28 protein-coding genes are annotated in these 22,459 nt (G+C 73.1%); 12 read left to right on the top strand and 16 right to left on the bottom strand.

The genetic code is table 11. The features are described 5' to 3' along the window. Window positions 1–82: 82 nt before the first annotated feature. Both C0R66_RS01390 and C0R66_RS01385 read right to left on the bottom strand, forming a co-directional pair. Window positions 83–286: a cold-shock protein gene (locus C0R66_RS01390; RefSeq protein ID WP_101523180.1), complete on the bottom strand. Its 204-nt coding sequence runs from the start codon at window positions 284–286 to the stop codon at window positions 83–85. A 227-nt stretch (window positions 287–513) separates the two neighbouring features. Further along, entirely contained in the window at window positions 514–1,305 is a 792-nt protein-coding gene (locus C0R66_RS01385; protein WP_101523179.1) for an SDR family NAD(P)-dependent oxidoreductase, read from the bottom strand. Window positions 1,306–1,438: 133 nt separating this feature from the next. Between C0R66_RS01385 and C0R66_RS01380 the strand changes: the two genes are divergently transcribed. Continuing rightward, window positions 1,439–1,936, top strand: a complete 498-nt coding sequence (locus C0R66_RS01380) for a MarR family winged helix-turn-helix transcriptional regulator (protein WP_101523178.1) — start codon at window positions 1,439–1,441, stop codon at window positions 1,934–1,936. Between the two features lie 6 nt (window positions 1,937–1,942). Here C0R66_RS01380 and C0R66_RS01375 read toward each other — a convergent pair whose 3' ends face one another. From C0R66_RS01375 to C0R66_RS01360, 4 genes are read right to left on the bottom strand one after another with little or no spacing between them, the layout of a single operon-like run. Then, the gene (locus C0R66_RS01375; protein ID WP_101523177.1) at window positions 1,943–2,581 is read right to left on the bottom strand and encodes a maleylpyruvate isomerase family mycothiol-dependent enzyme; all 639 of its coding nucleotides are present in this window, start codon (window positions 2,579–2,581) and stop codon (window positions 1,943–1,945) included. 34 nt (window positions 2,582–2,615) lie between these two features. Beyond that, entirely contained in the window at window positions 2,616–3,536 is a 921-nt protein-coding gene (locus C0R66_RS01370; RefSeq protein ID WP_101523176.1) for an NAD-dependent epimerase/dehydratase family protein, read from the bottom strand. Next, on the bottom strand, window positions 3,533–4,318 hold the full coding sequence (locus C0R66_RS01365; protein ID WP_101523175.1) for a class I SAM-dependent methyltransferase: 786 nt from the start codon (window positions 4,316–4,318) through the stop codon (window positions 3,533–3,535). Before C0R66_RS01365 ends, C0R66_RS01370 begins: the two co-directional genes overlap by 4 nt. Beyond that, complete coding sequence (locus C0R66_RS01360; protein WP_101523174.1) at window positions 4,315–5,322, bottom strand: methylenetetrahydrofolate reductase; 1,008 nt, start codon at window positions 5,320–5,322, stop codon at window positions 4,315–4,317. The genes C0R66_RS01365 and C0R66_RS01360 overlap by 4 nt, the downstream gene beginning before the upstream one ends. Window positions 5,323–5,429: 107 nt before the next feature. Between C0R66_RS01360 and C0R66_RS01355 the strand changes: the two genes are divergently transcribed. Both C0R66_RS01355 and C0R66_RS01350 read left to right on the top strand, forming a co-directional pair. Continuing rightward, entirely contained in the window at window positions 5,430–5,918 is a 489-nt protein-coding gene (locus C0R66_RS01355; RefSeq protein WP_101523173.1) for a flavodoxin family protein, read from the top strand. After that, window positions 5,915–6,433 carry a hypothetical protein gene (locus tag C0R66_RS01350; RefSeq protein WP_101523172.1) on the top strand — a complete coding sequence of 173 codons (519 nt, stop codon included), beginning with the start codon at window positions 5,915–5,917 and terminating at the stop codon, window positions 6,431–6,433. Before C0R66_RS01355 ends, C0R66_RS01350 begins: the two co-directional genes overlap by 4 nt. Before the next feature lie 11 nt (window positions 6,434–6,444). Here the strand turns inward: C0R66_RS01350 and C0R66_RS01345 are convergent, their stop codons facing one another. The 5 genes from C0R66_RS01345 to C0R66_RS01325 all read right to left on the bottom strand — a co-directional run bounded on the left by C0R66_RS01345 (window position 6,445) and on the right by C0R66_RS01325 (window position 10,970). Continuing rightward, the gene (locus C0R66_RS01345; RefSeq protein ID WP_101523171.1) at window positions 6,445–7,206 is read right to left on the bottom strand and encodes an amino acid ABC transporter ATP-binding protein; all 762 of its coding nucleotides are present in this window, start codon (window positions 7,204–7,206) and stop codon (window positions 6,445–6,447) included. After that, complete coding sequence (locus C0R66_RS01340) at window positions 7,203–8,081, bottom strand: amino acid ABC transporter permease (RefSeq protein ID WP_199286757.1); 879 nt, start codon at window positions 8,079–8,081, stop codon at window positions 7,203–7,205. Before C0R66_RS01340 ends, C0R66_RS01345 begins: the two co-directional genes overlap by 4 nt. Next, on the bottom strand, window positions 8,078–8,995 hold the full coding sequence (locus C0R66_RS01335; RefSeq protein ID WP_101523169.1) for an ABC transporter substrate-binding protein: 918 nt from the start codon (window positions 8,993–8,995) through the stop codon (window positions 8,078–8,080). The genes C0R66_RS01340 and C0R66_RS01335 overlap by 4 nt, the downstream gene beginning before the upstream one ends. A gap of 62 nt (window positions 8,996–9,057) precedes the next feature. Beyond that, window positions 9,058–10,320, bottom strand: coding sequence for a glycoside hydrolase family 6 protein (locus tag C0R66_RS01330; protein WP_114423906.1), 1,263 nt, complete (start codon window positions 10,318–10,320; stop codon window positions 9,058–9,060). Window positions 10,321–10,361: 41 nt separating this feature from the next. Beyond that, window positions 10,362–10,970, bottom strand: coding sequence for a potassium channel family protein (locus tag C0R66_RS01325; RefSeq protein ID WP_199286756.1), 609 nt, complete (start codon window positions 10,968–10,970; stop codon window positions 10,362–10,364). A 196-nt stretch (window positions 10,971–11,166) separates the two neighbouring features. Here C0R66_RS01325 and C0R66_RS01320 point away from each other — a divergent pair, with 196 nt between their 5' ends. Then, window positions 11,167–11,841 carry a VOC family protein gene (locus C0R66_RS01320; protein ID WP_101523166.1) on the top strand — a complete coding sequence of 225 codons (675 nt, stop codon included), beginning with the start codon at window positions 11,167–11,169 and terminating at the stop codon, window positions 11,839–11,841. A 6-nt stretch (window positions 11,842–11,847) separates the two neighbouring features. Here the strand turns inward: C0R66_RS01320 and C0R66_RS01315 are convergent, their stop codons facing one another. Both C0R66_RS01315 and C0R66_RS01310 read right to left on the bottom strand, forming a co-directional pair. Then, window positions 11,848–12,258: a hypothetical protein gene (locus C0R66_RS01315; protein WP_101523165.1), complete on the bottom strand. Its 411-nt coding sequence runs from the start codon at window positions 12,256–12,258 to the stop codon at window positions 11,848–11,850. 37 nt (window positions 12,259–12,295) lie between these two features. Then, complete coding sequence (locus tag C0R66_RS01310) at window positions 12,296–13,627, bottom strand: SGNH/GDSL hydrolase family protein (protein WP_158647821.1); 1,332 nt, start codon at window positions 13,625–13,627, stop codon at window positions 12,296–12,298. Between the two features lie 62 nt (window positions 13,628–13,689). Here C0R66_RS01310 and C0R66_RS01305 point away from each other — a divergent pair, with 62 nt between their 5' ends. The 4 genes from C0R66_RS01305 (at window position 13,690) to C0R66_RS01290 (ending at window position 16,048) form a co-directional block, all read left to right on the top strand. Then, entirely contained in the window at window positions 13,690–14,208 is a 519-nt protein-coding gene (locus C0R66_RS01305; protein WP_101523163.1) for a gamma carbonic anhydrase family protein, read from the top strand. Window positions 14,209–14,274: 66 nt separating this feature from the next. Beyond that, on the top strand, window positions 14,275–14,907 hold the full coding sequence (locus C0R66_RS01300; RefSeq protein ID WP_101523162.1) for a hypothetical protein: 633 nt from the start codon (window positions 14,275–14,277) through the stop codon (window positions 14,905–14,907). 92 nt (window positions 14,908–14,999) lie between these two features. Beyond that, entirely contained in the window at window positions 15,000–15,533 is a 534-nt protein-coding gene (locus C0R66_RS01295; protein ID WP_101523161.1) for an NADPH-dependent FMN reductase, read from the top strand. Beyond that, window positions 15,530–16,048: a flavin reductase family protein gene (locus C0R66_RS01290; RefSeq protein ID WP_101523160.1), complete on the top strand. Its 519-nt coding sequence runs from the start codon at window positions 15,530–15,532 to the stop codon at window positions 16,046–16,048. Before C0R66_RS01295 ends, C0R66_RS01290 begins: the two co-directional genes overlap by 4 nt. 15 nt (window positions 16,049–16,063) lie before the next feature. Here the strand turns inward: C0R66_RS01290 and C0R66_RS01285 are convergent, their stop codons facing one another. Next, window positions 16,064–17,503 carry a serine/threonine-protein kinase gene (locus C0R66_RS01285; RefSeq protein ID WP_158647820.1) on the bottom strand — a complete coding sequence of 480 codons (1,440 nt, stop codon included), beginning with the start codon at window positions 17,501–17,503 and terminating at the stop codon, window positions 16,064–16,066. A 50-nt stretch (window positions 17,504–17,553) separates the two neighbouring features. Here C0R66_RS01285 and C0R66_RS01280 point away from each other — a divergent pair, with 50 nt between their 5' ends. Then, the gene (locus C0R66_RS01280; protein ID WP_101523158.1) at window positions 17,554–18,114 is read left to right on the top strand and encodes an RNA polymerase sigma factor; all 561 of its coding nucleotides are present in this window, start codon (window positions 17,554–17,556) and stop codon (window positions 18,112–18,114) included. Window positions 18,115–18,143: 29 nt separating this feature from the next. Here C0R66_RS01280 and C0R66_RS01275 read toward each other — a convergent pair whose 3' ends face one another. Further along, window positions 18,144–18,500 (bottom strand): VOC family protein, encoded by a 357-nt coding sequence (locus C0R66_RS01275; protein WP_101523157.1) that lies wholly within the window; start codon window positions 18,498–18,500, stop codon window positions 18,144–18,146. A 109-nt stretch (window positions 18,501–18,609) separates the two neighbouring features. Here C0R66_RS01275 and C0R66_RS01270 point away from each other — a divergent pair, with 109 nt between their 5' ends. After that, window positions 18,610–19,614 (top strand): NAD-dependent epimerase/dehydratase family protein, encoded by a 1,005-nt coding sequence (locus C0R66_RS01270; protein WP_101523156.1) that lies wholly within the window; start codon window positions 18,610–18,612, stop codon window positions 19,612–19,614. 10 nt (window positions 19,615–19,624) lie between these two features. On the opposite strand, the gene C0R66_RS01265 is transcribed toward C0R66_RS01270, so the two are convergent. After that, complete coding sequence (locus C0R66_RS01265) at window positions 19,625–20,812, bottom strand: MSCRAMM family protein (protein ID WP_101523155.1); 1,188 nt, start codon at window positions 20,810–20,812, stop codon at window positions 19,625–19,627. Window positions 20,813–20,972: 160 nt separating this feature from the next. On the opposite strand from C0R66_RS01265, the gene C0R66_RS19245 reads away from it, so the two are divergent. Together C0R66_RS19245 and C0R66_RS19240 are read left to right on the top strand one after the other, a co-directional pair. After that, window positions 20,973–21,719: an acetyl-CoA carboxylase carboxyltransferase subunit beta gene (locus C0R66_RS19245; RefSeq protein WP_241901536.1), complete on the top strand. Its 747-nt coding sequence runs from the start codon at window positions 20,973–20,975 to the stop codon at window positions 21,717–21,719. Next, window positions 21,632–22,450 carry a carboxyl transferase domain-containing protein gene (locus C0R66_RS19240; RefSeq protein WP_241901535.1) on the top strand — a complete coding sequence of 273 codons (819 nt, stop codon included), beginning with the start codon at window positions 21,632–21,634 and terminating at the stop codon, window positions 22,448–22,450. Before C0R66_RS19245 ends, C0R66_RS19240 begins: the two co-directional genes overlap by 88 nt. The last annotated feature ends 9 nt before the right edge of the window (window positions 22,451–22,459 follow it).

Raw genomic sequence — 22,459 nt, 5'->3', positions numbered from 1 at the left:
AGCGCCGGGCTGCGGGACGCGATGAGGGGTAAATGCACGAAGAGCCCCGACCGCAGTGCGGTCGGGGCTCTTCGGAGTTAAATCAGGAGACGCGGACGTTCTCAGCCTGGGGACCCTTGGGGCCCTGGGCGAGGTCGAACTCGACCTTCTGGTTCTCGTCGAGCGACTTGTAGCCACCGGACTGGATCGCGGAGAAGTGGACGAACACGTCCTCGCCGCCACCATCCTGAGCGATGAAGCCGAAGCCCTTGTCAGCGTTGAACCACTTAACGGTGCCCTGTGCCATGATCTGTTCCTTTGTTCGGTACCGGGGAGCACTGTGCTCCGCGGGCCGCTGAAGACATCCAAACTGAGCTGATGTCCAGCGAACCGAAAACCAGGAGTACGAGATACAAGCCGCGACATGGTGTGCGGCCAAGACGGCTCTAGGAGCCATCCCTTCAACACGATGAACCATACGTCATGAAGTGGAATGTTCTTGCTTCGGCGACGACCCGCGCCTGCGCCGGCACCTCACAGCATGGCGGTGAGGACTCCCCCGTCCGCCCGCACCGCGGCTCCGTTGGTGGCAGCGGAGAGCGGGCTCGCGAGGTAGAGCGCAAGGTTGGCGATCTCGCCCGGCTCGATGAACCGCTCCAGCAGCGAGGTCTGGTTCTGGCCGATGATGGCGCCCTTCAGCACCTCGCCCGGGATGCCCTGGGCCGCCGCGATCCGGGCGACGGTGCCAGCGACCCCGTCGGAGTACGTCGGTCCGCCGAGGATGGTGTTCACCGTGACCTCGGTGCCGCGGGTGAGCTTGGCCAGCCCGTTGGCGAGCGCCAGCATCCCGGCCTTCGTGACGCCGTAGTGGAGCATGTCGGCCGGCACGTTCACCCCCGACTCGCTCCCCACGAAGAGGATGCGACCCCAGGTCCGCGCCAGCATCCCGGGCAGCACGTACCGCGACAGCCGCACGCTGCTCATCAGGTTGACCTCGAAGTAGCGCTGCCACTCCTGGTCCGCGATCTCTGCGAACGGGCGGAGCTCGAACAGGCCGACGTTGTTGACCAGGATGTCGAGGTCGCCCAGGGACTCCAGCAGCCGCGACACCTGCTCCGGGTCGGCGAAGTCCGCGGCGACCCCGGAGACGGCCGCACCGGGCACCGCCGCCTCCAGGGTGGCCACCGCCGCGCGGACCCGGTCGGCGTCCCGGCCGTTGATCACGACCGCCGCGCCCTCTCGCAACAGCCCCTGCGCGATCGCATAGCCGATTCCTTGCGTCGAGCCGCTCACGAACGCCGACTTGCCCGCCAGTTGCAGATCCATGTCTTCCCATCATCCGGTCCGGTAGCGCCGCCCCTCGGGCAGCCGATTCACTTGCTCAGTCAAGTGAACCGTAGGCCGGATGACTTTCCTGATCAAGTCATCACCTCGGCGTGACGTCCCGTACCCTGCTGCCATGTCGGACCCCAGCACCCCCGCAGAGCTCATCGGCGAGGACCTCGAGACCTGGGCCTCCCTGGCCACCGTGCTGGAGTGGCTGCCCTCCGCGCTCGACGCCCAGCTGCAGCGGGACGCCGAGCTGACGCACTTCGAGTACGGCCTCCTCTACGCGCTCGCCCAGGCGCCCGACCGGACGCTGCGCCTCAGCGTGCTGGCGGGCTACGCCAACAGCTCCCTGTCCCGGCTCTCCCGAGCGGTCTCGCGCCTGGAGACCAAGGGCTGGCTGCGGCGCGAGACCGACCCGAGCGACGGGCGGTACACCCTGGCGACCCTCTCCGACCTGGGGTCACGGAAGGTGGAGCAGGCCACCCCCGGACACGTGGCCACGGTGCACCGACTCGTCCTCGATCCGCTGACGCAGGCTCAGCAGAGGCAGCTGCGTCAGATCACCCAGCGGATCATGCGCTCGATCCGCGACGAGGGCGGCTGGCAGCCCCCTGCTTCCACGAGCTGAGACGGGTCACGCCACGCCCCCCAGCAGCCGCGGGGCGCCGTCGCCGGTGAGCCGCGCCGCAGCGACCGGGCGACCGCTGACCGCGAGCAGCAGGTCGAGGGCGGGGCCCACCACCTCGGGACCGTCGCCCCAGCTGGTGCCGGAGGAGGCCTCCACCAACCTCAGGCCGGACACGCGCTCCCGCCCTCCACCGAAGGAGACGGGCGTCCGGACCTGGTAGCCGAGCGCCGCGATCGTCGCCGGGTGCGGGTAGGCCCCGTGGATCCCGAGCGGGCGGCGGATGTCCTCCCCATGCACGATCGCCTCGACCAGACGCGTCGCCAGGTTCGCCGGCGGCGTCCGCGTGAGGTCGCTCGCCGCTCGCAGGGACGCCAGGGTGTCGCGCGGCTCGGCGCTCTGCTGACGGGTGATCCCGCGGTCGTTGACCCGGTCGAAGCTGCCGCGCGCCATCACCATGTCGCGAGCGAACGACAGCCGGGTGGTCCTGGCGGTGTGCACCAGGTGCGCCAGGACGTCGTGCACGTCCCAGCCGGCACACAGCGACGGGGTCCGCCACTGCTCCGCGGTCAGATCCGCCAGGTCGTCGGCCAGCCGATCCCGCTCCGCATGGACGACCGGCCAGACCTCCGCTGCAGACGGTCGCATCCGCAGCCCCTCTCCCTCGTCGCGCCCCGGCCCGTCAGCGCCGCAGGCCGTCCTTCAGCTCGCCCAGCGCCTGGTCCAGGTCGACCTTCGGCTCCCAGCCCCAGCGCCGGGCCCGGTCGGAGAGGATCTGCCCGGTCCACGCCGGGCCCTCCTCCCACACCGGCTCCACACCCAGCGCCTCGGTCACCGCGCCGTAGTAGTCCCGCAGCGTCGCCGGGCCGCCGGCCACGTTGACCGGGGTGCACGCGCCCTCCACCGGTCCGTCGTCCGGGTCGTTCGCGGTCGCCACCAGGCCGGCCGCCACGTCGGCGGCCAGCGCCGCCAGGTCGTCGACGTGCACCCAGGCGAACGACTTCTCCGGCACCGCGTGCCGCTCCGCCTCGTCGCGGGCGATGTCCGCCGGGCGCAGGGTGTTCCACACCGAGGACTCCCCCGGGCCGAGGATCGCCGGGGGCCGCAGCAGCACCCGGGTCAGGCCGCTCACCTCGGACAGCGCCAGGTCCAGGTCCCGCTTGATCACCGCGTAGTCGCCCGGGTCGTCCGGCGCCAGCGCGGCGTGCTCGTCGACGTCGCCGACCCCGGGGCGGCGGTCGTAGACGGCCGCCGTCGACAGGTGCACCAGCCGCTGGACCCCCGCCTCGGCGGCGGCCTCCACGATCACCAGGGTGCCGGCGTACCCGACCTCGAGCTGGGTCTGGGCGTCCCCGCTCAACGGGTGCACGGTGGTGACGAGGGTGTCGGCGCCCGCGACCACGTGGCCGGCGAACGCCGGGTCGGAGAACTCCCCCACCCGCTCCTCGACCCCGGGGATCGCGGGCGCCGTCCCCGGACGGCGTACGACGGCCCGCACCGTCGCCCCTCGTGCGGCCAGCGCGGCGACGACGTGGCTGCCGACGAGGCCGTTGGCACCGGTCACGACGACGACGGGCAGGGGCGGGCGGGTGGTGGAGGTCATTGCTCCACGATGTCAGACGGCACTGGCGTGCGGCAGGTGAGGAGCACGCCGACGACGAGCTCGTCACCGATCAGCCCGGCGATCGTCTCCTGCTGGGCCTGGGCGCGCTGCCAGCGCTCGTCGTCGCGGTGCTCGCGCGCCACGACCTCCTCGACCCGGGAAGCGGCCTCGTCCCAGTCCTCGGGGGTGGCCGCGACGTCGGCCAGCGCGGTCTCGTCGTCCAGCTCGAGCCCGACCGCCGCCAGGTCGGCGACGAGCTCGTCGTGGCTGGGGAAGTGGTTGCCCTCGGGCTGGTCGGGCAGGTCGTCGACGGCCCGGGTGTAGACGAGCAGCCCCACGGCACCGCCCGGGACCACTGTGCGCCGAAGCTCGCTCAGGTAGGCCCGCTTGTCCTCCACGGTGCACAGCACGCCCAGCGACCAGGCGGCGTCGAAGGCCGCGTCCGGGAAGGGCAGTCGCAGCCCGTCGGAGACCACGACGGGGCGCCGGAAGAGGCGGCGCGCCGCGCGACAGGCGCCCTCCATGGGCTCGGCCAGGACCGGGCGCACGCCGTACGAGCGGGCGGCGTACTCCGCGGGACCGCCGACCCCGGCACCGGAGTCCAGCAGCCGGGTGCCCTGACCCAGCTCCATCGAGGAGGCCAGCCAGGCGAGCGCAGCCGGGCTGCCGCTGCCCCGGCACGCAGCCGGCAGGGCATGGTCCTCCCCGAGCTCCGCGACCGCCGAGGCCGTCCACCACGCGATGGTGTCGAACTCGTCGGCCATCGCCTCTGCTTCGCTCATCTGTCCTCCCGGATCCGGTTGCCCACCTCGGCCTTGACCTGTGCGCCGGCCATCGCCCCGGCGCCGGAGCCCAGACCGGACAGGTTGACCCCCGCCACGCCGTCGATGGCCAGCATCGCCCGCGCCTCGCGCACGGCCGCCTCGACGCCCGCGGATCGTACGTCGGAGGCGCCCAGCACCTGCGTGACCTGGGCGTCGTCCAGGTGGAGCCCGGGGAAGTTCTGCAGCAGCCGCGCGGACCGCTCGTCGCTGTAGACCGCGACCGCCGCGATCACCGGGATGGTCAGGCCGAGGGCGCGGGAGGCCGCCACGAACGCCGCCACCTCCTCGGGGCTGCGCACGTGGTTCAGGACGGCCAGGTGCGCCCCGGCGCGCTGCTTCTCCACTAGGCGGGCGGGCCGCAGGTGTCGCGGCAGGGCCGCGGGCGACTCCGGTACGGCGACCGCGTGACCGGCCTCCCGGGCCAGCGCCGCGAGCTGGGTGCCGTCGAGGTCGAAGACCTGGGTGACGTCGGGTCGCACGCCCTGGGCGCGCACGTCCCCGGTCACGCACAGCACCCCGTCGACGCCCGCGACGGCGAGGCCGGCGAGCTCCTGCTCCAGCACCAGCCGGTTGCGGTCGCGGCAGGCCAGCGTCACCCAGGCGACGCCCCCGGCCTCGGCGATCAGGGCGGCCATCAGGGTCGGCGGGAAGTCCGGCCGGTTCTGGTGCTCCCCCACCAGCAGCGCGTCGCAGGAGCCGGCCAGCGTGCGGGTGACGGCCGCGACGCCGGCAGGGTCGAACGACGGGATGGTGAGGTCGGTGAGCACGACCGGGCCGCGCCCGGCCGCGGCGAGCAACGAGCTGCCCGGCAAGGTGGGCTCGCTCGGCGGGCGCTCCCACGCCACGACGGTCGCGTCCGGCCCGGCGAACGGGCACGGCCGCGTGTCGAGCTCGCACGAGGCGTCGTCGCGCACCCCGCCGCACGGCCCGTAGGTCATCGTCTTGGGGCAGCCGAGGACCATTCCCCGACTCTAGACCGACCGGACTATCTGTCACCTCACACGCGCAAGCACTGGTCGGCGTGGCGCGGACGGAGGAACGTGGGGGGCATGAAGAACGCACCCCCGCCATGAGCACCCTGGTGGTCTACGAGTCGATGTGGGGCAACACCCGCGCGATCGCCCGGGCGGTGGCACGCGGGCTGGGCCCCGACGTACCGGCGCTCGAGGTCGGGGACGCGCCCCCCACGCTCCCCGCCGTCGTCGACCTGCTGGTCGTGGGCGGCCCCACGCACGCGTTCTCCATGAGTCGGGAGTCCACCCGCAAGGACGCCACCACCAAGGGCGCGGCGCCGGGCCACGAGGGTCGCGGGATCCGCGAGTGGCTGGAGGCGCAGGCACCTTCGGACCAGGTCGCGGTCGCCACCTTCGACACCCGGGTCGCGAAGGTGCGCTCCCTCCCCGGGTCGGCGGCCAAGGCAGCCGCCAGGAGCGTGAAGCGGCACCACCTTGGCCGTCTCATCGCGGTGGAGAGCTTCTACGTGGAGGAACTGGAGGGCCCACTGCTCGAGCACGAGATCGAGCGGGCACAGCGCTGGGGTGCCACACTCAGCCCGTGACCGACGTTGCGGACAAGACGACGACCCCGACGCTGCCCGGCTCCGCCTGGATCCTGGGATGGACCTTCCTGGCGATGCAGCTGCTGGACGTCGTCGATCGCGGCTTCACCGACTCCGGGCCGATCTCCGTGCTGCTCTCGGCGGCGGTGGGTGCCGCGCTCCTCACCTGGGGCTCCGTGGGGGTGCTGCACGGGCGCACCGTCCGGCTGGTGCTCGCGTGGATCGCCGTCGGTCTCCAGCCGGTGGTGGCGCTCTGGAGCGCTGGGGAGTCGGCGAACGCCCTCTGGTTGGTCGCCCTGGCGGTCTCCCTGGTCCAGCTGGTGGCCATGGTCAACTTCTCCACCAGCGACTACCTGCGTCGGCAGCGCACCCTGACCAAGGCCGAGCTGCAGCCCCTCGCCCGAGGCCTGCTGCTCCTCGCGGTCGCGGTGGGTGTGCTGGCCGGGCTCGCCGCGCCGGCAGGCGACCGCGTGGGCAACGGGTTCTCCGTCCACCTCGACCTCAACGGCATCTGAGGATCCAGCCCTCAACCCCGCTCGCTCAGCACCCGGTCGAGGAACTGCCGCGTCCGCGCCTCCCGCGGGCTGGAGAAGATGTCGGCGGGCGCACCCTGCTCCAGGATCCGGCCCCCGTCGAGGAAGCAGACCCGGGTCGCCACCTCGCGGGCGAACGACATCTCGTGGGTGGCCAGCACCAAGGTCGTCCCCTCCTGCGCCAGGCTCCGCACCGCCCCCAGCACGTCGCCGACCAGCTCGGGGTCCAGGGCCGCGGTGATCTCGTCGAGCAGCAGCAGCGCCGGGCTCGTCGCCAGCGCGCGGACCAGCGCGACCCGCTGCTGCTGACCGCCGGAGAGGCGGTCGGGGTGCGCGGCGGCCTTGTCGGCCAGACCGAACCGGGCGAGCAGGTCGCGGGCCCGCTGCTCGGCCTCGGCACGCCCCACGCCGTGCACCTTGCGCGGGGCCAGGGTGATGTTGTCCAGCACGCTCAGGTGCGGGAAAAGGTTGTAGGCCTGGAAGACCATCCCCATCTGCGAGCGCACCGCCCGGCGGTCCGTGCGCGGGTCGGAGATGTCGACCCCGGCCAGCTCGATCAGGCCGTCGTCGATCTCCTCGAGCAGGTTGAGGCAGCGCAGCAGGGTGGACTTGCCGGAGCCGGAGGACCCGATCAGGCAGATCACGTCACCGGGGGCGACGTCGAGGTCGATGTCGTGCAGCACCACCCGGTCGCCGTACGTCTTGCGCAGGCCGCGCACCCGCAGCAGCGGCTCCGCGGAGGTCGGGGCGGTCATCGCGCACCCGCCCGCTCCCGGGCCGCGACCCGCTTCTGCAGGTGGTCGGTGAGCCGGGCCAACGGGATGGTGATGACCACGAAGAACAGCGCCACCACCACCAGGGGCGTGTCGTTGAAGTTGTAGTTGCCGTAGTCGCGGGCGGCGAAGACGGCGTCGAAGATGCCGACGGTGGAGACCAGCGCGGTGTCCTTCTGCAGGGAGACGAAGTCGTTGAGCAGCGGCGGTACGACGCGGCGCACCGCCTGCGGCACCACCACGTGGCGCATCGCCTGCGCCCGGGTCAGCCCCAGCGTCTCGGCACTGGCCAGCTGGGAGGGGTGCACCGACTCGATGCCGGCACGGAAGACCTCCGCGACGTAGGCGCCGTAGGAGAGCACCAGCGCCACCAGCGCCCAGAAGAACCGGTCGTTGGGGACGCCCTGGAGCTGCAGCGCAGGCATCCCGAAGGCCAGCAGCACCACCAGCAGGATGGTCGGCACGCCCCGGAACAGGTCGGTGTAGAGCACGGCCAGCAGCCGGAGCGGGGTCAGCCACGCCACGCGGGCCTGGCGGGCCAGCGCCAGACCCAGTCCCAGCAGCAGGATCAGCGGCTCGGCGATCAGGAACATCTTGACGTTGAGCCAGAAACCCGCCCAGATCGCGGGGAACGAGTCCCGGGCGTGGTCGAGGTCGAAGAAGTACTCCTGCACCACTCCCCAGCCGGGCGATGAGACGACCACGGCCGCCAGCGCCCCGAAGACGACGAGCGTGGTCAGCGTCGCGACGCCCAGCGAGCGGCGGTGCAGCGTGCGCCGGACCCGGCGCCGGTCCAGCTCGCGCTCGCTCGGCTGCCAGTCAGCCGTGGCGGCGTACGCCGGGTCTGGCCGGCTCACTGGAGCTCGGGAACGCCGACCGTGTCGGAGAGCCACGCCTGCTGCAGCTGGGCCAGGGTGCCGTCGGTGTCCATCTCGGCCAGCGCGGCGTCGACGCAGCCGACCAGCTCGCTGCCCTTCTCGAAGAGCAGGCCGAACGTCTCCTGGTCCTCGGAGTCGGGCTGGAACTGACCGGTGATCGAGGCCTGCGGGATCTCCGCGGCGGTGATGTAGAAGGCGCTGGGCAGGTCCGCGACGATCGCGTCGACCTGGTCGTTCATCATCGCCTGCTTGGCGGCGTTGGTGTCCTCGAAGACGGAGATCTCGGCGTCGGGCTGGATCTGGTCGCGGATCGCGGTGAGCGAGGTGGTGCCGGTCTGGGCGCCGAGGCGCAGGCCCTTGAGGTCCTCCAGGCTGGTGGCCTGGGCGGCGGCGTTCTCCTCCAGTGCGATCACGGCCTGGGCGGCGGAGTAGTAGCCGGAGGAGAAGTCGACGCGCTCGGCCCGCTCGGGGGTGACCGAGATCTGGTTGATGTCGAAGTCGAACTCCTTGGGCCCGGGCTTGTAGGAGGTGTTGAACGGCACCGTGACCCACGTGACGGCGTCGGCGTCGAAGCCGAGGCGCTTGGCCACCTCGTAGGCCACGGCCGACTCGAAGCCCTCGCCGGTGGTGGGGTCGTTGTCGGTGAACCACGGCTCGTACGCCGGGGAGTCCGTCGCGATGGTCAGGGTGCCGGGCTTGCGCACCGCGTCCTCGGCACAGGCCGCGGGGTCGGTGACCTCGGCGTCGCTGGCACCGGTCTCGCTGTCGGTGGCCTCGTCGTCCGCGTCCTCGGTCGGGGCGCACGCGGAACCCACCAGCAGCAGCGGAGCGAGAGCGAAGGCGCCGACGCGACGGCGTACGGCGGGACGGGCGGAGACGGGGCGAAGGCGCATGGGCGAATCGTAAGTCCTGACCCGGGCACCTTCGGTCGCGGCCACGGGGCGCGGGACGCGGGCTACCAGGGAGTGGTGCGCGCCATCGCCAGCGCCCGGTCCAGCACGAACGGGTCGTTCTGCATGTTCAGCCACGGCCGGCCGAACCACAGGTAGGCGTCCACGTGCTCGGCCGCGGCGGCCGACAGCTCCTCGCCCAGCCCCCAGCGCGGGTTGGCCACGTCGACGGTGGGCGGGATGCCGAGGGTCACGCAGACCCGTTCCGCCGGCGTGCGGCACACGTTGGCGTTGTCGGGGTGGTTGCCGCGGCCCTGGCTGAACTCGAAGCCCTGGCCGTTGGAGGAGGTGTTGATGACGAAGTGCCGGCCGGGGATGCCGCGGCGGGCCAGCTCGGCGACCACCTTGGTGCCGAAGGCGATGTCGTCGGCCACCGCGACGTAGTGGGTGGAGTTGAGCGCGAACCCGCGAACCTGTCCCACTCCTGCTCGCACCAGGATCTCGGCGGCCTCTGCGGGGTTGTCCTTGGGCCAGTCGGCGGCACCGGCGTCGATGTAGACGTGGGTGTTCGGCAGCGCGGCGAACCTGGTGGCGGCGTACTTCACCAGCTCCGAGGGCAGCCGGGAGCCGCCGGGGGCGCACAGCGCGAACGGACCGTCGGGCTGGAGCACGATGGCGGCGTGGGCGGCGCCGACGCCGGCGGCGAACTCGTCGATCCAGAACCGGTAGCTGGCCTGCTCGCCCGGGGTGGGCAGCCGACGGCACGCCTCGTGCTCCCAGGGGACCATGCGGAACACCGCCATCTGCACCAGGACGTTGGGGTCGCCGCCGGTGCTGTTGGCGACGTAGTCGGCGACGCTGGCCCGGATGCTGCGGTCCGCGATCCAGGCACCGAACCACTTGGCCTTGGGGCGCAGCGCGATCTTCGCGAGCAGCTCGCGGTTGGCCCCGCTGGAGTTCACGTACGGCGCCCACGCCTGGTCGCCGGGCCCCTGGTAGACGCCCATCGGGTGCCCGACCAGCGGGTTGTCGCTCGCCGGGGCGGCCTTCCGTGCCGCCGCCTTCTTCTTGGCCCGACGCTTGTCCGCCTGCTGCTTCTTGGTCTCGGCCTTGCCCGCCTTGCCCTTCCCGGTGCCCCGCCCGTTGCCGGGCCCGTTCACCCCGGGGCCGTCCGACGCGGGCAGTCTCGCCAGCCTCGTGGCCGCCTCGTCCAGGGCGGGCGAGAGCTGCGGCGCCGGAGCGGTGGCGAGCGCCGACACCACGGTGAACGACAGCGCGAGGAGGTACTTGACGAGCGCGTCGCGGTGGCCACGGCGGATCTTGGGCATGACCAGGCACCTTAGCGACCGAGGAAGGATTCGGCTGCCCGCTAGGACGATTCCCGGTCCCGCCCGGTACGACGTTCCTCCTCGATGCGGGCGAGCATCCATGAGGCAAGCGAGGCGGTCACGGAGCCGACGAGACCGATGCCGACGACCATGAGCACGACGGCCACCGCGCGCCCCTCGAAGGTGACCGGGAACCGATCTCCGTAGCCGACGGTCGTCACCGTCGTGCAAGCCCACCAGACGGCATCGCCGAACGAGGTGAGGTTCGCCCCGGCAGCGTCCTGCTCGGCGTCCAGGACTGCCAGGCCACCGAGGCCCACGGCCATCACCGCCACCGAGGCGGCATAGACCAGGACCCGGCCCGCAAAGTTGCTGGCGGCCGAGCGGTCGAGGATCCGCAGGAGCGCGAGGAGTCGAAGGAGTCGCAGCGGCCTAAGGATCGGCAGCACCACCAGCGCGACGTCGTACCAGTGCTGCGCGGCGTACGTCTTCCGCTCCTCGGCGAGGAACAGCCGGATGGCGAGGTCCACGGCGAAGGCGACCCACACGCCCCACGAGAGCGCGGTCAGGAACGTCCTGAGGTCCTGGTCGAGGCGCGGATCGAGGACCGGCCACGCGTAGGCAACCACGAACGCCAGCACGAGGAGCATCAGCGGGACCTCTGTGCGGCGCTCCCAGCGCGTCACAGCCGAGTCGCGGGTACGTCCCATTTCATGCCCATCGGATCGTCGGGATGCGCCGGTCCAACGCGCACAGCCGGCATCCTCGCCGAGGGACCACGGGACGCGCAGGAGAACGGGTCGTCCTGCAGTGGCGGCCGCGACCTGGAACCGCTTGACTGGACTCATGAGCCTCGTGACCTGGCAGGACCTGTGCATCGACGCCCTCGACGTCGGCTCCCAGTCGCGGTTCTGGTCCGCCGTCAGCGGCCTGGAGGTCGCCGACCCGGCCGACCCCGATCGGCTCACCGGCCCCACGCCGCGCCACACCGTGTGGGTCAACCAGGTGGACCGGCCGCACCGGGTCAAGAACCGGCTCCACCTCGACGTCGACTGCGCCTCGGTCGACGACCTGGTCGCCCTCGGCGCCACGGTGCTGGCACCGTCCTCGGAGACCGGCTTCGACTGGACGGTGCTGGCCGACCCCGAGGGCAACGAGTTCTGCGGGTTCGAGCGCGGCGCCGACCAGGTGCCGGACTACCGCCTCCACGGCGTCGCCATCGACTGCGCCGACCCCGAGCACCTGGCCCAGTGGTGGGGCGAGCTGTTCGGCGCGACCCCGACCCGCGACCCCCACGGCGACTGGTGGACCTTGACCGGCGTGGCCGTCGACGACCGGATGACGCTGGACTTCGGGCCGGTGCCCGAGCCGCGCACCGAGCCCAACCGGCTGCACTGGGACGTCGTGGGGCGGGCGGAGGAGCTGCTCGACCGGGGTGCGACCCATCTGTGGGACCAGCCGCAGTGGACGGTGCTGGCCGACCCCGAGGGCAACGAGTTCTGCGTGTTCCCGCCGCGCTGATCTGCGCTAGCGGTCGACGCTGCCCGCGAGCAGACCGGCCCGCACCAGCATCCGCTCCACCCGCTCGCGCTCCAGGTCGCGCTGGACGCCGGGCGGCAGGCGGCCCAGGCGCTGCTCCAGGTCCAGCGCCTCGCAGGCCACGACCAGCACGTCGTCGTAGGCCTGCTGCCAGCCGCGCATCCGGGCGACCGGCGTCCCTGCGGGAGCCTGCCGGATCGCCGAGCGGATCCGCTGGGCGTCGGCGGCGATCCGCTGGACCGGCGGGCCGGTCGGGGCCGGCGGCTCGGGAGCGTCGACCCCGAGGAGATGGACCATCCTCCGGGCACGCTCGCGGTAGGCCACCCAGTCAGGCAGCACCCAGAGCAGGACCAAAAAGGCGACGACGACGCCCAGCTGGACCAGGAGGCCTACGTCCATCCTCCGATGATCGCCGCAGCGTCAGCGACGCACAAGGTCACCGCAGGCAACGGGGCCGCTCGACGGTCTTGTGACGGCCGATCCTGAGGTCGCCGTCGCGCAGCGTCACCTTGGCCTTGACCAGGCCGCTGTGCCGCACCGTGCCCGCCTGGGCGGTGACCCGGAACGGCGCCTCCGGGGCCACGGCCACCCTCTGGCCGCCGACGACGAAGCGCACCCGGGTGACGTGGTCGGTGTCGCCGCGCATCCCGAGCCGCACCTTGGTGCCGCCCACGCAGGAGGCACGGACCCGCACCGTGCGGGCCTCGGCACGCAGCGCCGCGAGACGGGTCTCGCGGGTGGGCTGCGCCGCCGTCGTGGGGGTCGCCGTGGGGGTGGCCGTCGGGCTGGCAGTCGGCGACACGGTCGGCGTCGCCGTGGGGCTGGGCGCCGGGGTCGAGGCGGGGCCGCCGGCGCTGACGCACGAGTCGTCGAAGGGCGTCTGCGGGAAGCCGCGGAGGTCCTCGAGGGTGCGGGTCAGGTGCTGGGCCATGGCGGACATGCCGCAGGCCGAGGGGTGCAGCGTGACGCCGTCGTTGTAGGTGTTGAGGGCCCGGATCCACTGCCGCTCGGGAGCCGCACACGCGGTGTGGTCGACCGAGCCGGGGATGTCGCGCATGTCGACGAAGTCCACGCCCTGCTCGACGGCCACGGCCTCGAGGGTGTCCGACATCCGGTCGATCTGGCTCTGCACGTAGCCGAACTCCTCCAGCGTCAGCGCACCGCCGAAGACGTCGACGCAGCCGGCGGGCGGCAGGTAGGTGCCGTAGCCGACGACCAGGATCTGGGCGTCGGGCGCCTTGGTCATCGCCTCTGCGACGCCCTTGGTCAGCTGGGTCTTCAGGGCGTCGAACTTCGCCGCGTACGGGTCGCCCGACGTCGGGACGCAGTTCGTGGTGAAGCAGCTGGCCGCCAGCTGCACCAGCCCGATGTCGTTGCCGCCGATGGTGCCGAAGGTGACCAGGGTGGTGTCCGCGGACAGCGCGTCGAGCTGCCGGGGGTTGGCCGCGCTGCCGGCGCCCTGGGCGGCGAACAGCTCCTTGGTGGTGGCGCCCCCGCAGCTGGCGTCGGTGAACGCGTCGACGTCGAGCGCCTGGGCGAACAGGGTGGAGAAGTTGCGCTCGCTGCGGGTGCAGCCCTCGGGGCGCTGCGGCGCGATGCCGGGGCCGGAGGCGAAGGAGTCACCCAGGGCGACGTACCGCTCGCCGCCCGGACCCTTGTCCCACACCACGCTGAAGCCGCCGGGGTCCGCCTGGCTGGGTGGCATCCAGGCCAGGACGGCCATCACGGGGACGAGGGCGGACAGCAGCAGCGGAATCGTTCGGCGCACAAACGGACGGTAACACCCGATGTGATCGCAGTCACAGAGGGAGCCTCGCTACGGTTGCCCCCATGCTGATCGCCCTTGGAGACCGCTCCCCCGTCGTGCCCGACTCCGCCTGGGTCGCCCCCAACGCGACCCTGGTCGGCTCCGTCCACCTGGCCGAGGGAGCCTCGGTCTTCTACGGTGCCGTGCTGCGGGCCGACAACGAGCCGATCACCATCGGCCCCGGCTCCAACGTGCAGGACAACTGCGTCTTCCACGTGGACGCGGGCAAGCCGCTGACCCTCGGCGCTGGTGTCTCGGTCGGCCACGGCGCGGTCATCCACGGTGCCACGGTCGGCGACCACGTGCTGGTCGGCATGGGAGCCACGGTGATGAACGGCGCGGTCATCGGCGACGAGGTGCTCATCGCGGCCGGGGCCCTGGTCACCGAGGGCATGCAGGTGCCGCCCCGCACCCTGGTCGCGGGCGTCCCGGGCAAGGTGCGCCGCGAGCTCACCGAGGACGAGGTCGCCCGGCTGCACCTCAACGCGGCCATCTACGAGGAGCACCGCGAGCTGCACCGGGACGCCAAGATCCTGGACTGACTCCGGACGGGTCCGGGCTCGCCGGACAGCACCCGGTTCGACGATGGCGCGACTATCTTGGCGCCCATGAGCGGACGGGGACTGGCAGCGACGGGGCTGCTGCTCTGCCTCGGCGCGGGCGCCGGCTACGCCGCGTCGTACGCCGCCGATCCGGTGCGCGCCTCGGGCCGGGCGGTCCCGGTGCCGGCGGCCGCACCGAGCGTGCCGACGGCCGCCGGCGAGGAGATCACCCCGGACCCGGACGCGGCCCCCCTGCCCACCGGGCTGGCACTGGAGGAGACGTCGTTCGGCGAGGGGCCCACCCGGGTGACGTTCCCGGTCCCGGCTGCCTGGGTGCGGATCAGCAACGCCCCGAACGAGTTCAAGTGGAAGGTGCGGGGCAACCCCAACGACACCTTCGTGCTGCGCGTCGAGCACGTGGGCAGCCAGCAGGCGGGCGTCGCCGAGCACCGCGCGGCCCGGCTCGCCTCGGTCCGCGAGCAGGAGCGCGGGGTGCGCTCGACCTCGCTGGGCGCCGACGGCCTGGAGTACACCTACATCGACGACCTCGGCCACCAGCGTCACAACTTCGTGCGTTGGGTGGACCTGGGCGACGGTCCCGACGCGGAGGTGGAGGTCAACGTGAGCGGCCGGGCCCGGGACGCGGCGGGGGCCGAGGAGCTCCTGGACCGGGTGGCCGCGGGCCTGCGCCAGGGCTGACGCGCCGGGCTCAGCATCCGGGACCATGACTGCTCGTGGCTTTATTCTGGAGTATCTTGATAGACATTAGTTCAAAAGCCTCCAGGAGTGACATGAGCCAGCCCCTCTTCCCCGTTCGCCCCCGCGTCGCGGTGGTGGTCGGCAACCCCAAGCCGGCGTCGCGCACCCTGGCCGCCGCGACCCACGTCGCGACCGCGCTGGCGGGCTCCGCACCCGACCTGGTCGTCGATCTCGGCACCCTGGGCGGGCGCCTCCTGGACTGGTCCGACGCGGGCGTCACCGAGCTGGTGGCCCAGGTCGGCGCCGCCGACCTGGTGGTGGTCGCGAGCCCCACCTACAAGGCCACCTACACCGGCCTGCTGAAGATCTTCCTGGACCGCTTCGCCGGCGGCACGGGGCTGCGCGGGGTCGCGGTGCCGCTGATGCTCGGCGGCGGACCCGCCCACGCGCTGGCGCCGGAGCACACCCTGCGCCCGCTCCTGGACGAGCTCGGCGGCCGCACGGTGCGCGGGCTCTACGTGCTCGACGCCGCGCACGACGACCCCACGGCGTACGCCGACTGGCTGGACGCCGTCGCCGACGACGTGCGGGTGCTGGTCACCGCCCGGGCCGGGGTGCCGGCATGACCGACCCCGCCAGCAACCCGCTCAGCACCAACCAGGACCTGGACCCGGTGCAGCTGCGACAGGCCTTCGGCACCTTCCCCAGCGGCGTCGTCGCGGTGGCCGCGGAGGTTGACGGCCGGGCGACCGGGCTGGCGGCCAGCTCCTTCACCTCGGTCAGCCTCGACCCGCCGCTGGTGTCGTTCTCGATCGCGAACTCCTCCAAGACCTGGCCCGACCTGCGCCTGGCTCCGCACCTGGGGGTCACGGTGCTGGCCGACCACCACGGACAGGTGTGCCGACAGCTCGCCGGCCCGGTCGACCAGCGCTTCGACGACGTCCCGGTGCGGGTCAGCGAGCAGGGGGCGCTGTTCCCGGTCGAGGGGCTCGCCCACTTCGACTGCACCATCCACGACGAGGTGGTGGCCGGGGACCACACGATCGTGCTGCTGCGGCTGCACGCGGTGGCGCACTCGGAGACCTTCCAACCGCTGGTCTTCCACCGCAGCGTCTTCGGCAAGCTGGCGCGCCCGGCCTGAGCGCCGCGGCGCCGGTCAGCCGCCGTCCAGCTCCACGCTGGCCAGCACCTGCTCGGCGGTCGCGCGGTCGGCGCTGCGGACCTGCACCCACAGCAGCCGGTCGGCCGCGACCTGCACGACACGCTCCACGACCACCGACGCCGCTCCCGGACAGCCCCGGTGCACGACGGTGAGCAGCTCGTCGTCGCCGCGCCGTTCCGGGACCGGGCGACCCTGCTCGCTGCACTCGGCGTGCCCGGGCACCGCTGCGGGCAGGTCGCTGCCCGGCAGCAGCCCGACGAAGACGCCGTACCCGGCCTCGCGCCAGTCCGCGCCGGTGCCCAGCGCCAGGGCGGGGAAGTCGCGCTCGGAGCCCGGTGGCATCCACCCGGCGTCCTGCACCGAGGCGGTCCACGCCCGCGGGACCTCCACCGACACCGTCCCCTCGTCGACCCGGCGGGTCTCGGACCGGGTCAGCTCCCCGACCGCCCATCCCCCGCCCACGCCCAGCGCCAGCGCGGCGACCGCGACCATCCCGTGCCGCCAGGAGAGCCGGCGGCGCGACGAACGGGCCCGGGAGAGGGATCCGGGACGGTGCTCAGCCGGGTCCAGCACGGTCCGCTTGGGCTCCGACCCGGCCAGGGCCCCGGACTGGGTGGGTGCGGCCTCGCTGCGTCCACCGGCCGCGGCCAGCAGGGCCGAGGTGAACTCCCGCACCGAGTCCGGCCGCTGCTCCCGGTCGGTCGCCAGACCGCGCCGCACCACGGCCTCGACCTCCGCCGGGACCGCCTCCCCCATCGGCGGCACCGGTGGCGGCGCGGCGGCCACGGTCAGCGACTGGTGGGACCACACCGGACGACCGGCCAGCAGCAGGTAGGCCAGGGCTGCCAGGGAGAACAGGTCGGCACGGCCGTCCAGCGCCTCACCGCGGGCCTGCTCCGGGGCGACGTACGACGGGGTCCCGGCGATCACCGTCAACCGCGACGACATGTCCAGCTCCTTGCCCAGACCCAGGTCGGCCAGCATCGCCCGGACCCGGCCGTCATCGCTGCGCAGCAGCACGTTGCCCGGCTTCACGTCCCGGTGCAGCACCCCGCGGGTGTGCAGTGCCGTCAGTCCGGCACCCACCTCGGTGATCACCTGCAGCGCCTGGGCGCGGGTCATCGGCCCCCGGGACAGCCACTCGCCGAGCGTGCCCTGGTCGGCGTAGGCCATCACCAGGAACGGACGCCCGTCCTCCAGCTCGCCGGCGTCGTAGACCGGCACCACGTACGGCGATTCCACCTTGCGCAGGAAGCGCCCCTCCTCCACGAAGCGCTGACGCACGTGCCCGTCGCCGGCCCAGTTGTCGGCCAGCACCTTGATCGCGACCGGGGAGTCCAGCTGCTCGTCGTGCGCCAGCCACACCGTGGCGAAGGCCCCCGCGCCCAGGCGCCGACGCACCGGGTAGCGGCCGAGCGTCACGGGTGGGGGCACCGCTGCATTATGTTGCCTGCGTCCAGGTTCCCGGAGCGGAGAGGCGTGCGATGACACTGCCCGAGCCGCTGAGCCCGGACGAGGTGGACGACCTCGCGCGGCGCGCCCAGACCGGCGACCGCGACGCCATGGAGCTGCTGCTGGCCCAGGTGCGCCCCAGGGTGCTCAACCTGTGCCGGGGCGTGCTGCCGTACTCCGACGACGCCGAGGACGCCAGCCAGGAGGCGCTGCTCAGCGTGGCGGGCAAGATCGGGCAGTGGCACGGGCGGGGACGCTTCACCACCTGGCTGCACGTGGTGGCCCTCAACAGCGCCCGGACGACGTACCGCCGGTTGAAGAACCTGGCCACGCCCACCGACGACGCGCCGCTGGAGCGCCCGGACCCGCGCACCACCAGCATCATCGCCGGCACCCGGCTGGACCTGCTGGAGGCTCTGGAGACGATCGAGCGCGACCACCCCACGCTGGTGCAGCCGCTGGTGCTGCGGGACGTCTACGGCCTGGCCTACGACGACATCGCCACTCAGCTCGACGTGCCCCTGGGCACCGTCAAGGCCCAGATCCACCACGGTCGCAAGCTCGCGAGGCCGCTGCTGCGCGGCGGTGCCTGACCGGGAGCGTCGCCCGTGGCGGCCGCGAGCTAGGCCCGGAGGCAGAACGGGTGGCCGGCCGGGTCGCGCAGGACCCGGGACCGCTCCGGGCTCGGCTGCTCGGACTCCTTGGTCGCGCCGAGGCGCAGCGCCTCCTCCTCGGCGGCGTCGAGGTCCTCGACCGCGAGGTCGAGGTGGAGCTGCTGCGACCGTTCGGCCGACGGCCAGGTGGGCGGCAGGTAGCCCTGGACACGGACGGCGCCCAGGTAGATCGAGTCGACCTTGACGGCGCAGAAGTCGGGCGTCTCGACCGCGACCTCGCCACCGAGGAGGGCGGCCCAGAAGCCGGCCAGGACGACGGGATCGGGGCACTCGAGGTTGATCGAGGCGATGCGGGCGACGGACATGCTTCTCCTGCTGGTCAAGTGACGAGACACGACAAGATACAAAACTAATGACGTGGACACCGGCGTGTCCGTCTTGCCCCCACGCAGGTCTCCCAGGTTGCGTGGGGGGATGAGACTGCTGGTCTTGGGCGGCACCCAGTTCCTCTCCCGCGCCGTGGCGCGCGACGCCGTCGGCCGGGGGCACCAGGTGGCCTGCGCCTGCCGCGGCGTCTCCGGCGCGGTGGCGGCCGGAACCACTCACCTGCCCTGGGACCGGACGAACCCCGGGCCGGCCTCGGTGACCGAGGAGCGGTGGGACGCGGTGGTCGACGTGGCCCGGCTGCCCTCCCAGGTGCGGACCGCCGTGGCCGGCATGCCCGACGCCCACTGGGTCTTCGTCTCCACGATCAACGTCTACCCGGACACCGACGTCGCAGGGACGCCGGCGACGCTGCGGTTGCACGAGCCCCGCCACACCGACGGCGACCCTTACGAGTCGCCCGAGATCTACGGGCAGATGAAGGTCGCCTGCGAGCAGGCGGTGCTACGCGGAGCGGCCTCGGCCACGATCGTCCGTCCGGGTCTGGTCAGCGGGCCGGACGACAACACCGGCCGCTTCACCTACTGGCCCTGGCGGCTGGCCCAGGCACACGGGGCGCACGTCGAGGTGCTGGCCCCCGGCCGACCGGACGACCTGGTGCAGATCATCGACGTCCGCGACCTGGCGAGCTGGATCGTGGACCTGGCCGAGCGCCGTACCGCCGGCGTCTTCGACGCGGTCGGCGAGATCGTGCCGCTGGGAGACCTGCTGGACCGGGTCGCCGCCGGGGTGGGCGCCACCCCGGAGCTCACCTGGGTGGACCAGGACTTCCTGCAGTCCCGGGGCGTGCAGCCGTGGGCGGGGCCGAGGTCCATCCCGCTGTGGCTCCCCCGGCCAGAGCACGACGGGCTGGTCGCCCACGACCCGGCGCCCAGCATGGCGGCCGGGCTGAGGCTGCGGCCGCACGCCGAGACCGCCCGGGACACCCTGGCCTGGCTGAGCAGCACGCCTGGCGGGGCCCGGACCGGCCTGGCCCTGGAGGAGGAGGCCTCCCTCCTCCAGGACTGGCGGGTCGCGTCGTCGCGCCCGGGCTGAGCCGCCGCGCTCAGCCGCGCAGCGGCTGGACGGTGCGGCACGCCCAGCGCACCAGCACCTGGTACCAGGAGGGGCCGGTGGGCGGAGCAGAGCAGATCTGGCGCCACCACGGCGTCGGCGTCGGCGTCGGGGTAACCGTCGGTGTCGGGGTAACCGTCGGCGTCGGGGTAACGGTCGGCGTCGGGGTCGGGGTCGGGGCCGCCTTCAGGTCGAGGTCCGCGACGGCCACGTCGGCGGCGGTGCCGTCCAGCACGATCGGCTCCGCGTCGTTGATGCTCACCGCGTCCCGGAAGAACGTCGGGGAGTACTGGTCCCCGCCGTACTGCGAGGCGCTCACGAAGTAGGTGCCGGGCGAGAGGTTCTCGATGACGTAGTTGCCCCCGCTGCCGGGGAACTTGATGAAGCCCGGGACAGCCTGCCTCCGTCCCTGCGCGTCCTCGCGGTACAGGCCCAGGAGCGCGGTCACCCCCTCGAGCGGCTGACCCTCGGCGGTGACCCGGCCCCGGATGGAGCTCTCGCTCGACGGCAGCGGCGACAGGTCGAAGTCGAGGGGCTCCGCGCGGGGCGTCGCGACTTTCTGCGCCTCCTGCCAGGTGGCCACGCCCGGGTAGTACTGGGCGGCGTAGCGGGGGTCCTCGGGAGTGGCCAAGACGTAGTACTCACCCACGCCGAGGTTGGACAGCCGGTAGTTGCCCTGGGCGTCGGTGGTGGTGCTGACGACCGTCACGGGGAACGGTGTCGGGGTCTTGACCTGCAGCTCGATGGTCGCCCGGATCGGCACCCCGCCGGCCGTCACCTGGCCGTAGAGCTCGGTGACGCTGTCGTCCAGGACCAGGTCCAGGACCCCTGACGCGGTCACCTCACGGGTCAGGCTGACCGTCGGCAGCATCCGACCAGGCTCGCGGATCTCGACCCGGTAGGTCCCCACCGGGACGGTGGCGGTGTAGCGGCCCTCCGCGTCGGTGACCGCGCTGGCGACCAGCTGCGAGGAGCCCCCCTCGACCACGCTGAAGTCGACGGTCACCCCGACCAGCGGCCCGCCGGAGTGCTGGCTGGTGACCGTGCCGGCGACCTCACCCGGCGCCTGCTGGGCGATGGCGCTCGGCGCGAGGGCCGACATCACCAGCCCGAGCACCAGCCCGAGCACCAGGGTCAGCACCCCGGTCAGCGAGATACGTGCGTGCGTGCGTGTGCTCATGCGGCCCTCCCAAGCCTTCGGCGTGACCGCAGCCCTCCCGGCACGGCCCCGCCCTTGCGACCCTAGGGGTCACCGGTCCGCCTGACCACCCCTGCGGGAGGTCCGCCAGGCCCCGGGCCGCCGCCGGTCGGCCCGCCCTGCGTGGCCTACGCTCACGCCCGTGACCACTCGTCTGGACTCCCGGCAGCTGATCGACCTGGTCCTGGACGACGGCTCCTGGATCTCCTGGGACTCGCCGGCCGAGCACGGCGACGTCGCCCCGGCGTACGCCGCGCAGCTGGCGGCCGCCCGGGAGAAGTCCGGCGTCGACGAGGCGCTGGTCAGCGGCGAGGGACGGATGGACGGCCACCGGGTGGCCGTGGTTGTCAGCGAGTTCGGCTTCCTCGCCGGCTCCATCGGGCGCGCCACCGCCGACCGGCTGGTGTCGGCGATCCACCGGGCCACCGCCGAGGGCCTGCCGCTGCTGGGCGCTCCGGTCAGCGGCGGCACCCGGATGCAGGAGGGCACCGCGGCCTTCGTGCAGATGGTCCGGATCTCCGAGGCCGTCGCGGCGCACAAGCGCGCCGGGCTGCCCTACCTGGTCTACCTGCGGCACCCCACCACCGGCGGCGTGATGGCCTCGTGGGGCTCCACCGGTCACCTCACCGTGGCGGAGCCGGGCGCCCTGGTCGGCTTCCTGGGACCGCGGGTCTACGAGGCGCTCTACGGCAAGCCGTTCCCCGAGGGCGTGCAGACCTCGGAGAACCTCTTCGAGCGCGGCATCGTCGACGGGGTGATGGCCCCGAGGAGGTCCCCAACATCCTGCGGCGCACCCTGGACGTGCTCGAGCGCGCCCGGCTGCCGCTGCCCCCGGTCGAGGACCCGGGCACCGAGCCGATCGGCGACATCGACGCCTGGGACGTGGTGACCCGCTCGCGCCGTCCGGACCGCCCCGGCGTACGGCGGCTGCTGCGCTACGCCGCGACCAACGTGATCCCGCTCAACGGCACCGGGCAGGGCGAGTCGGACCCCGGGCTGCTCTTCGCACTGACCCGCTTCGGCGCGGCGCCGTGCGTCTTCCTCGGGCAGGACCGCCGCGGCCAGACCACCGACCACCCGATGGGGCCGGGAGCGCTGCGCGAGGCGCGGCGCGGGATGCGGCTCGCCTCCGAGCTCGGCGTGCCCCTGGTCACCGTGATCGACACCCAGGGCGCGGCGCTGTCCGCGGACGCCGAGAACGGCGGCCTCGCCGGGGAGATCGCGCGCTGCCTGGAGGACCTGGTCACCCTCGAGGCCCCGACCCTGTGCCTGATGATGGGCGAGGGCAACGGGGGCGGGGCACTCGCCCTGCTGCCCGCCGACCGGGTGGTCGCCGCCCAGCACGCCTGGCTCTCCCCGCTGCCCCCGGAGGGCGCGAGCGCCATCGTGCACCGCGACACCGACCACGCCCCGGACATGGCCCGGTCCCAGTGCGTGCGCGCCATCGACCTGCACGAGCTCGGCATCGTGGACCGGATCGTCGCCGAGCACCCGGACGCCGCCGACGAGCCGGTCGACTTCTGCCGCCGCATCGGCGCCGTGCTGGAGTACGAGCTGACCCGGCTGCTCAGCGTCGGGCCGGGCACCCCGGAGTCGCGGGCGGCGCGCTACCTGCGCTGAGCCGGCCGC

It is taken from the genome of Nocardioides houyundeii (assembly GCF_002865585.1).
Classification (GTDB): domain Bacteria; phylum Actinomycetota; class Actinomycetes; order Propionibacteriales; family Nocardioidaceae; genus Nocardioides; species Nocardioides houyundeii.
Note: the sequence above shows the minus strand (reverse complement) of the source record. Positions and strands in the feature narration are given on the sequence as shown.

Excerpts from the sequence above, each read along its gene's own strand:
- C0R66_RS01390 (WP_101523180.1), bottom strand. The coding sequence starts at position 286 with ATGGCACAGGGCACCGTTAAGTGGTTCAACGCTGACAAGGGCTTCGGC.
- C0R66_RS01385 (WP_101523179.1), bottom strand. The coding sequence starts at position 1,305 with ATGGATCTGCAACTGGCGGGCAAGTCGGCGTTCGTGAGCGGCTCGACG.
- C0R66_RS01380 (WP_101523178.1), top strand. The coding sequence starts at position 1,439 with ATGTCGGACCCCAGCACCCCCGCAGAGCTCATCGGCGAGGACCTCGAG.
- C0R66_RS01375 (WP_101523177.1), bottom strand. The coding sequence starts at position 2,581 with ATGCGACCGTCTGCAGCGGAGGTCTGGCCGGTCGTCCATGCGGAGCGG.
- C0R66_RS01370 (WP_101523176.1), bottom strand. The coding sequence starts at position 3,536 with ATGACCTCCACCACCCGCCCGCCCCTGCCCGTCGTCGTCGTGACCGGT.
- C0R66_RS01365 (WP_101523175.1), bottom strand. The coding sequence starts at position 4,318 with ATGAGCGAAGCAGAGGCGATGGCCGACGAGTTCGACACCATCGCGTGG.
- C0R66_RS01360 (WP_101523174.1), bottom strand. The coding sequence starts at position 5,322 with ATGGTCCTCGGCTGCCCCAAGACGATGACCTACGGGCCGTGCGGCGGG.
- C0R66_RS01355 (WP_101523173.1), top strand. The coding sequence starts at position 5,430 with ATGAGCACCCTGGTGGTCTACGAGTCGATGTGGGGCAACACCCGCGCG.
- C0R66_RS01345 (WP_101523171.1), bottom strand. The coding sequence starts at position 7,206 with ATGACCGCCCCGACCTCCGCGGAGCCGCTGCTGCGGGTGCGCGGCCTG.
- C0R66_RS01335 (WP_101523169.1), bottom strand. The coding sequence starts at position 8,995 with ATGCGCCTTCGCCCCGTCTCCGCCCGTCCCGCCGTACGCCGTCGCGTC.
- C0R66_RS01330 (WP_114423906.1), bottom strand. The coding sequence starts at position 10,320 with ATGCCCAAGATCCGCCGTGGCCACCGCGACGCGCTCGTCAAGTACCTC.
- C0R66_RS01325 (WP_199286756.1), bottom strand. The coding sequence starts at position 10,970 with ATGCTCCTCGTGCTGGCGTTCGTGGTTGCCTACGCGTGGCCGGTCCTC.
- C0R66_RS01320 (WP_101523166.1), top strand. The coding sequence starts at position 11,167 with ATGAGCCTCGTGACCTGGCAGGACCTGTGCATCGACGCCCTCGACGTC.
- C0R66_RS01315 (WP_101523165.1), bottom strand. The coding sequence starts at position 12,258 with ATGGACGTAGGCCTCCTGGTCCAGCTGGGCGTCGTCGTCGCCTTTTTG.
- C0R66_RS01305 (WP_101523163.1), top strand. The coding sequence starts at position 13,690 with ATGCTGATCGCCCTTGGAGACCGCTCCCCCGTCGTGCCCGACTCCGCC.
- C0R66_RS01300 (WP_101523162.1), top strand. The coding sequence starts at position 14,275 with ATGAGCGGACGGGGACTGGCAGCGACGGGGCTGCTGCTCTGCCTCGGC.
- C0R66_RS01295 (WP_101523161.1), top strand. The coding sequence starts at position 15,000 with ATGAGCCAGCCCCTCTTCCCCGTTCGCCCCCGCGTCGCGGTGGTGGTC.
- C0R66_RS01290 (WP_101523160.1), top strand. The coding sequence starts at position 15,530 with ATGACCGACCCCGCCAGCAACCCGCTCAGCACCAACCAGGACCTGGAC.
- C0R66_RS01280 (WP_101523158.1), top strand. The coding sequence starts at position 17,554 with ATGACACTGCCCGAGCCGCTGAGCCCGGACGAGGTGGACGACCTCGCG.
- C0R66_RS01275 (WP_101523157.1), bottom strand. The coding sequence starts at position 18,500 with ATGTCCGTCGCCCGCATCGCCTCGATCAACCTCGAGTGCCCCGATCCC.
- C0R66_RS01270 (WP_101523156.1), top strand. The coding sequence starts at position 18,610 with ATGAGACTGCTGGTCTTGGGCGGCACCCAGTTCCTCTCCCGCGCCGTG.
- C0R66_RS01265 (WP_101523155.1), bottom strand. The coding sequence starts at position 20,812 with ATGAGCACACGCACGCACGCACGTATCTCGCTGACCGGGGTGCTGACC.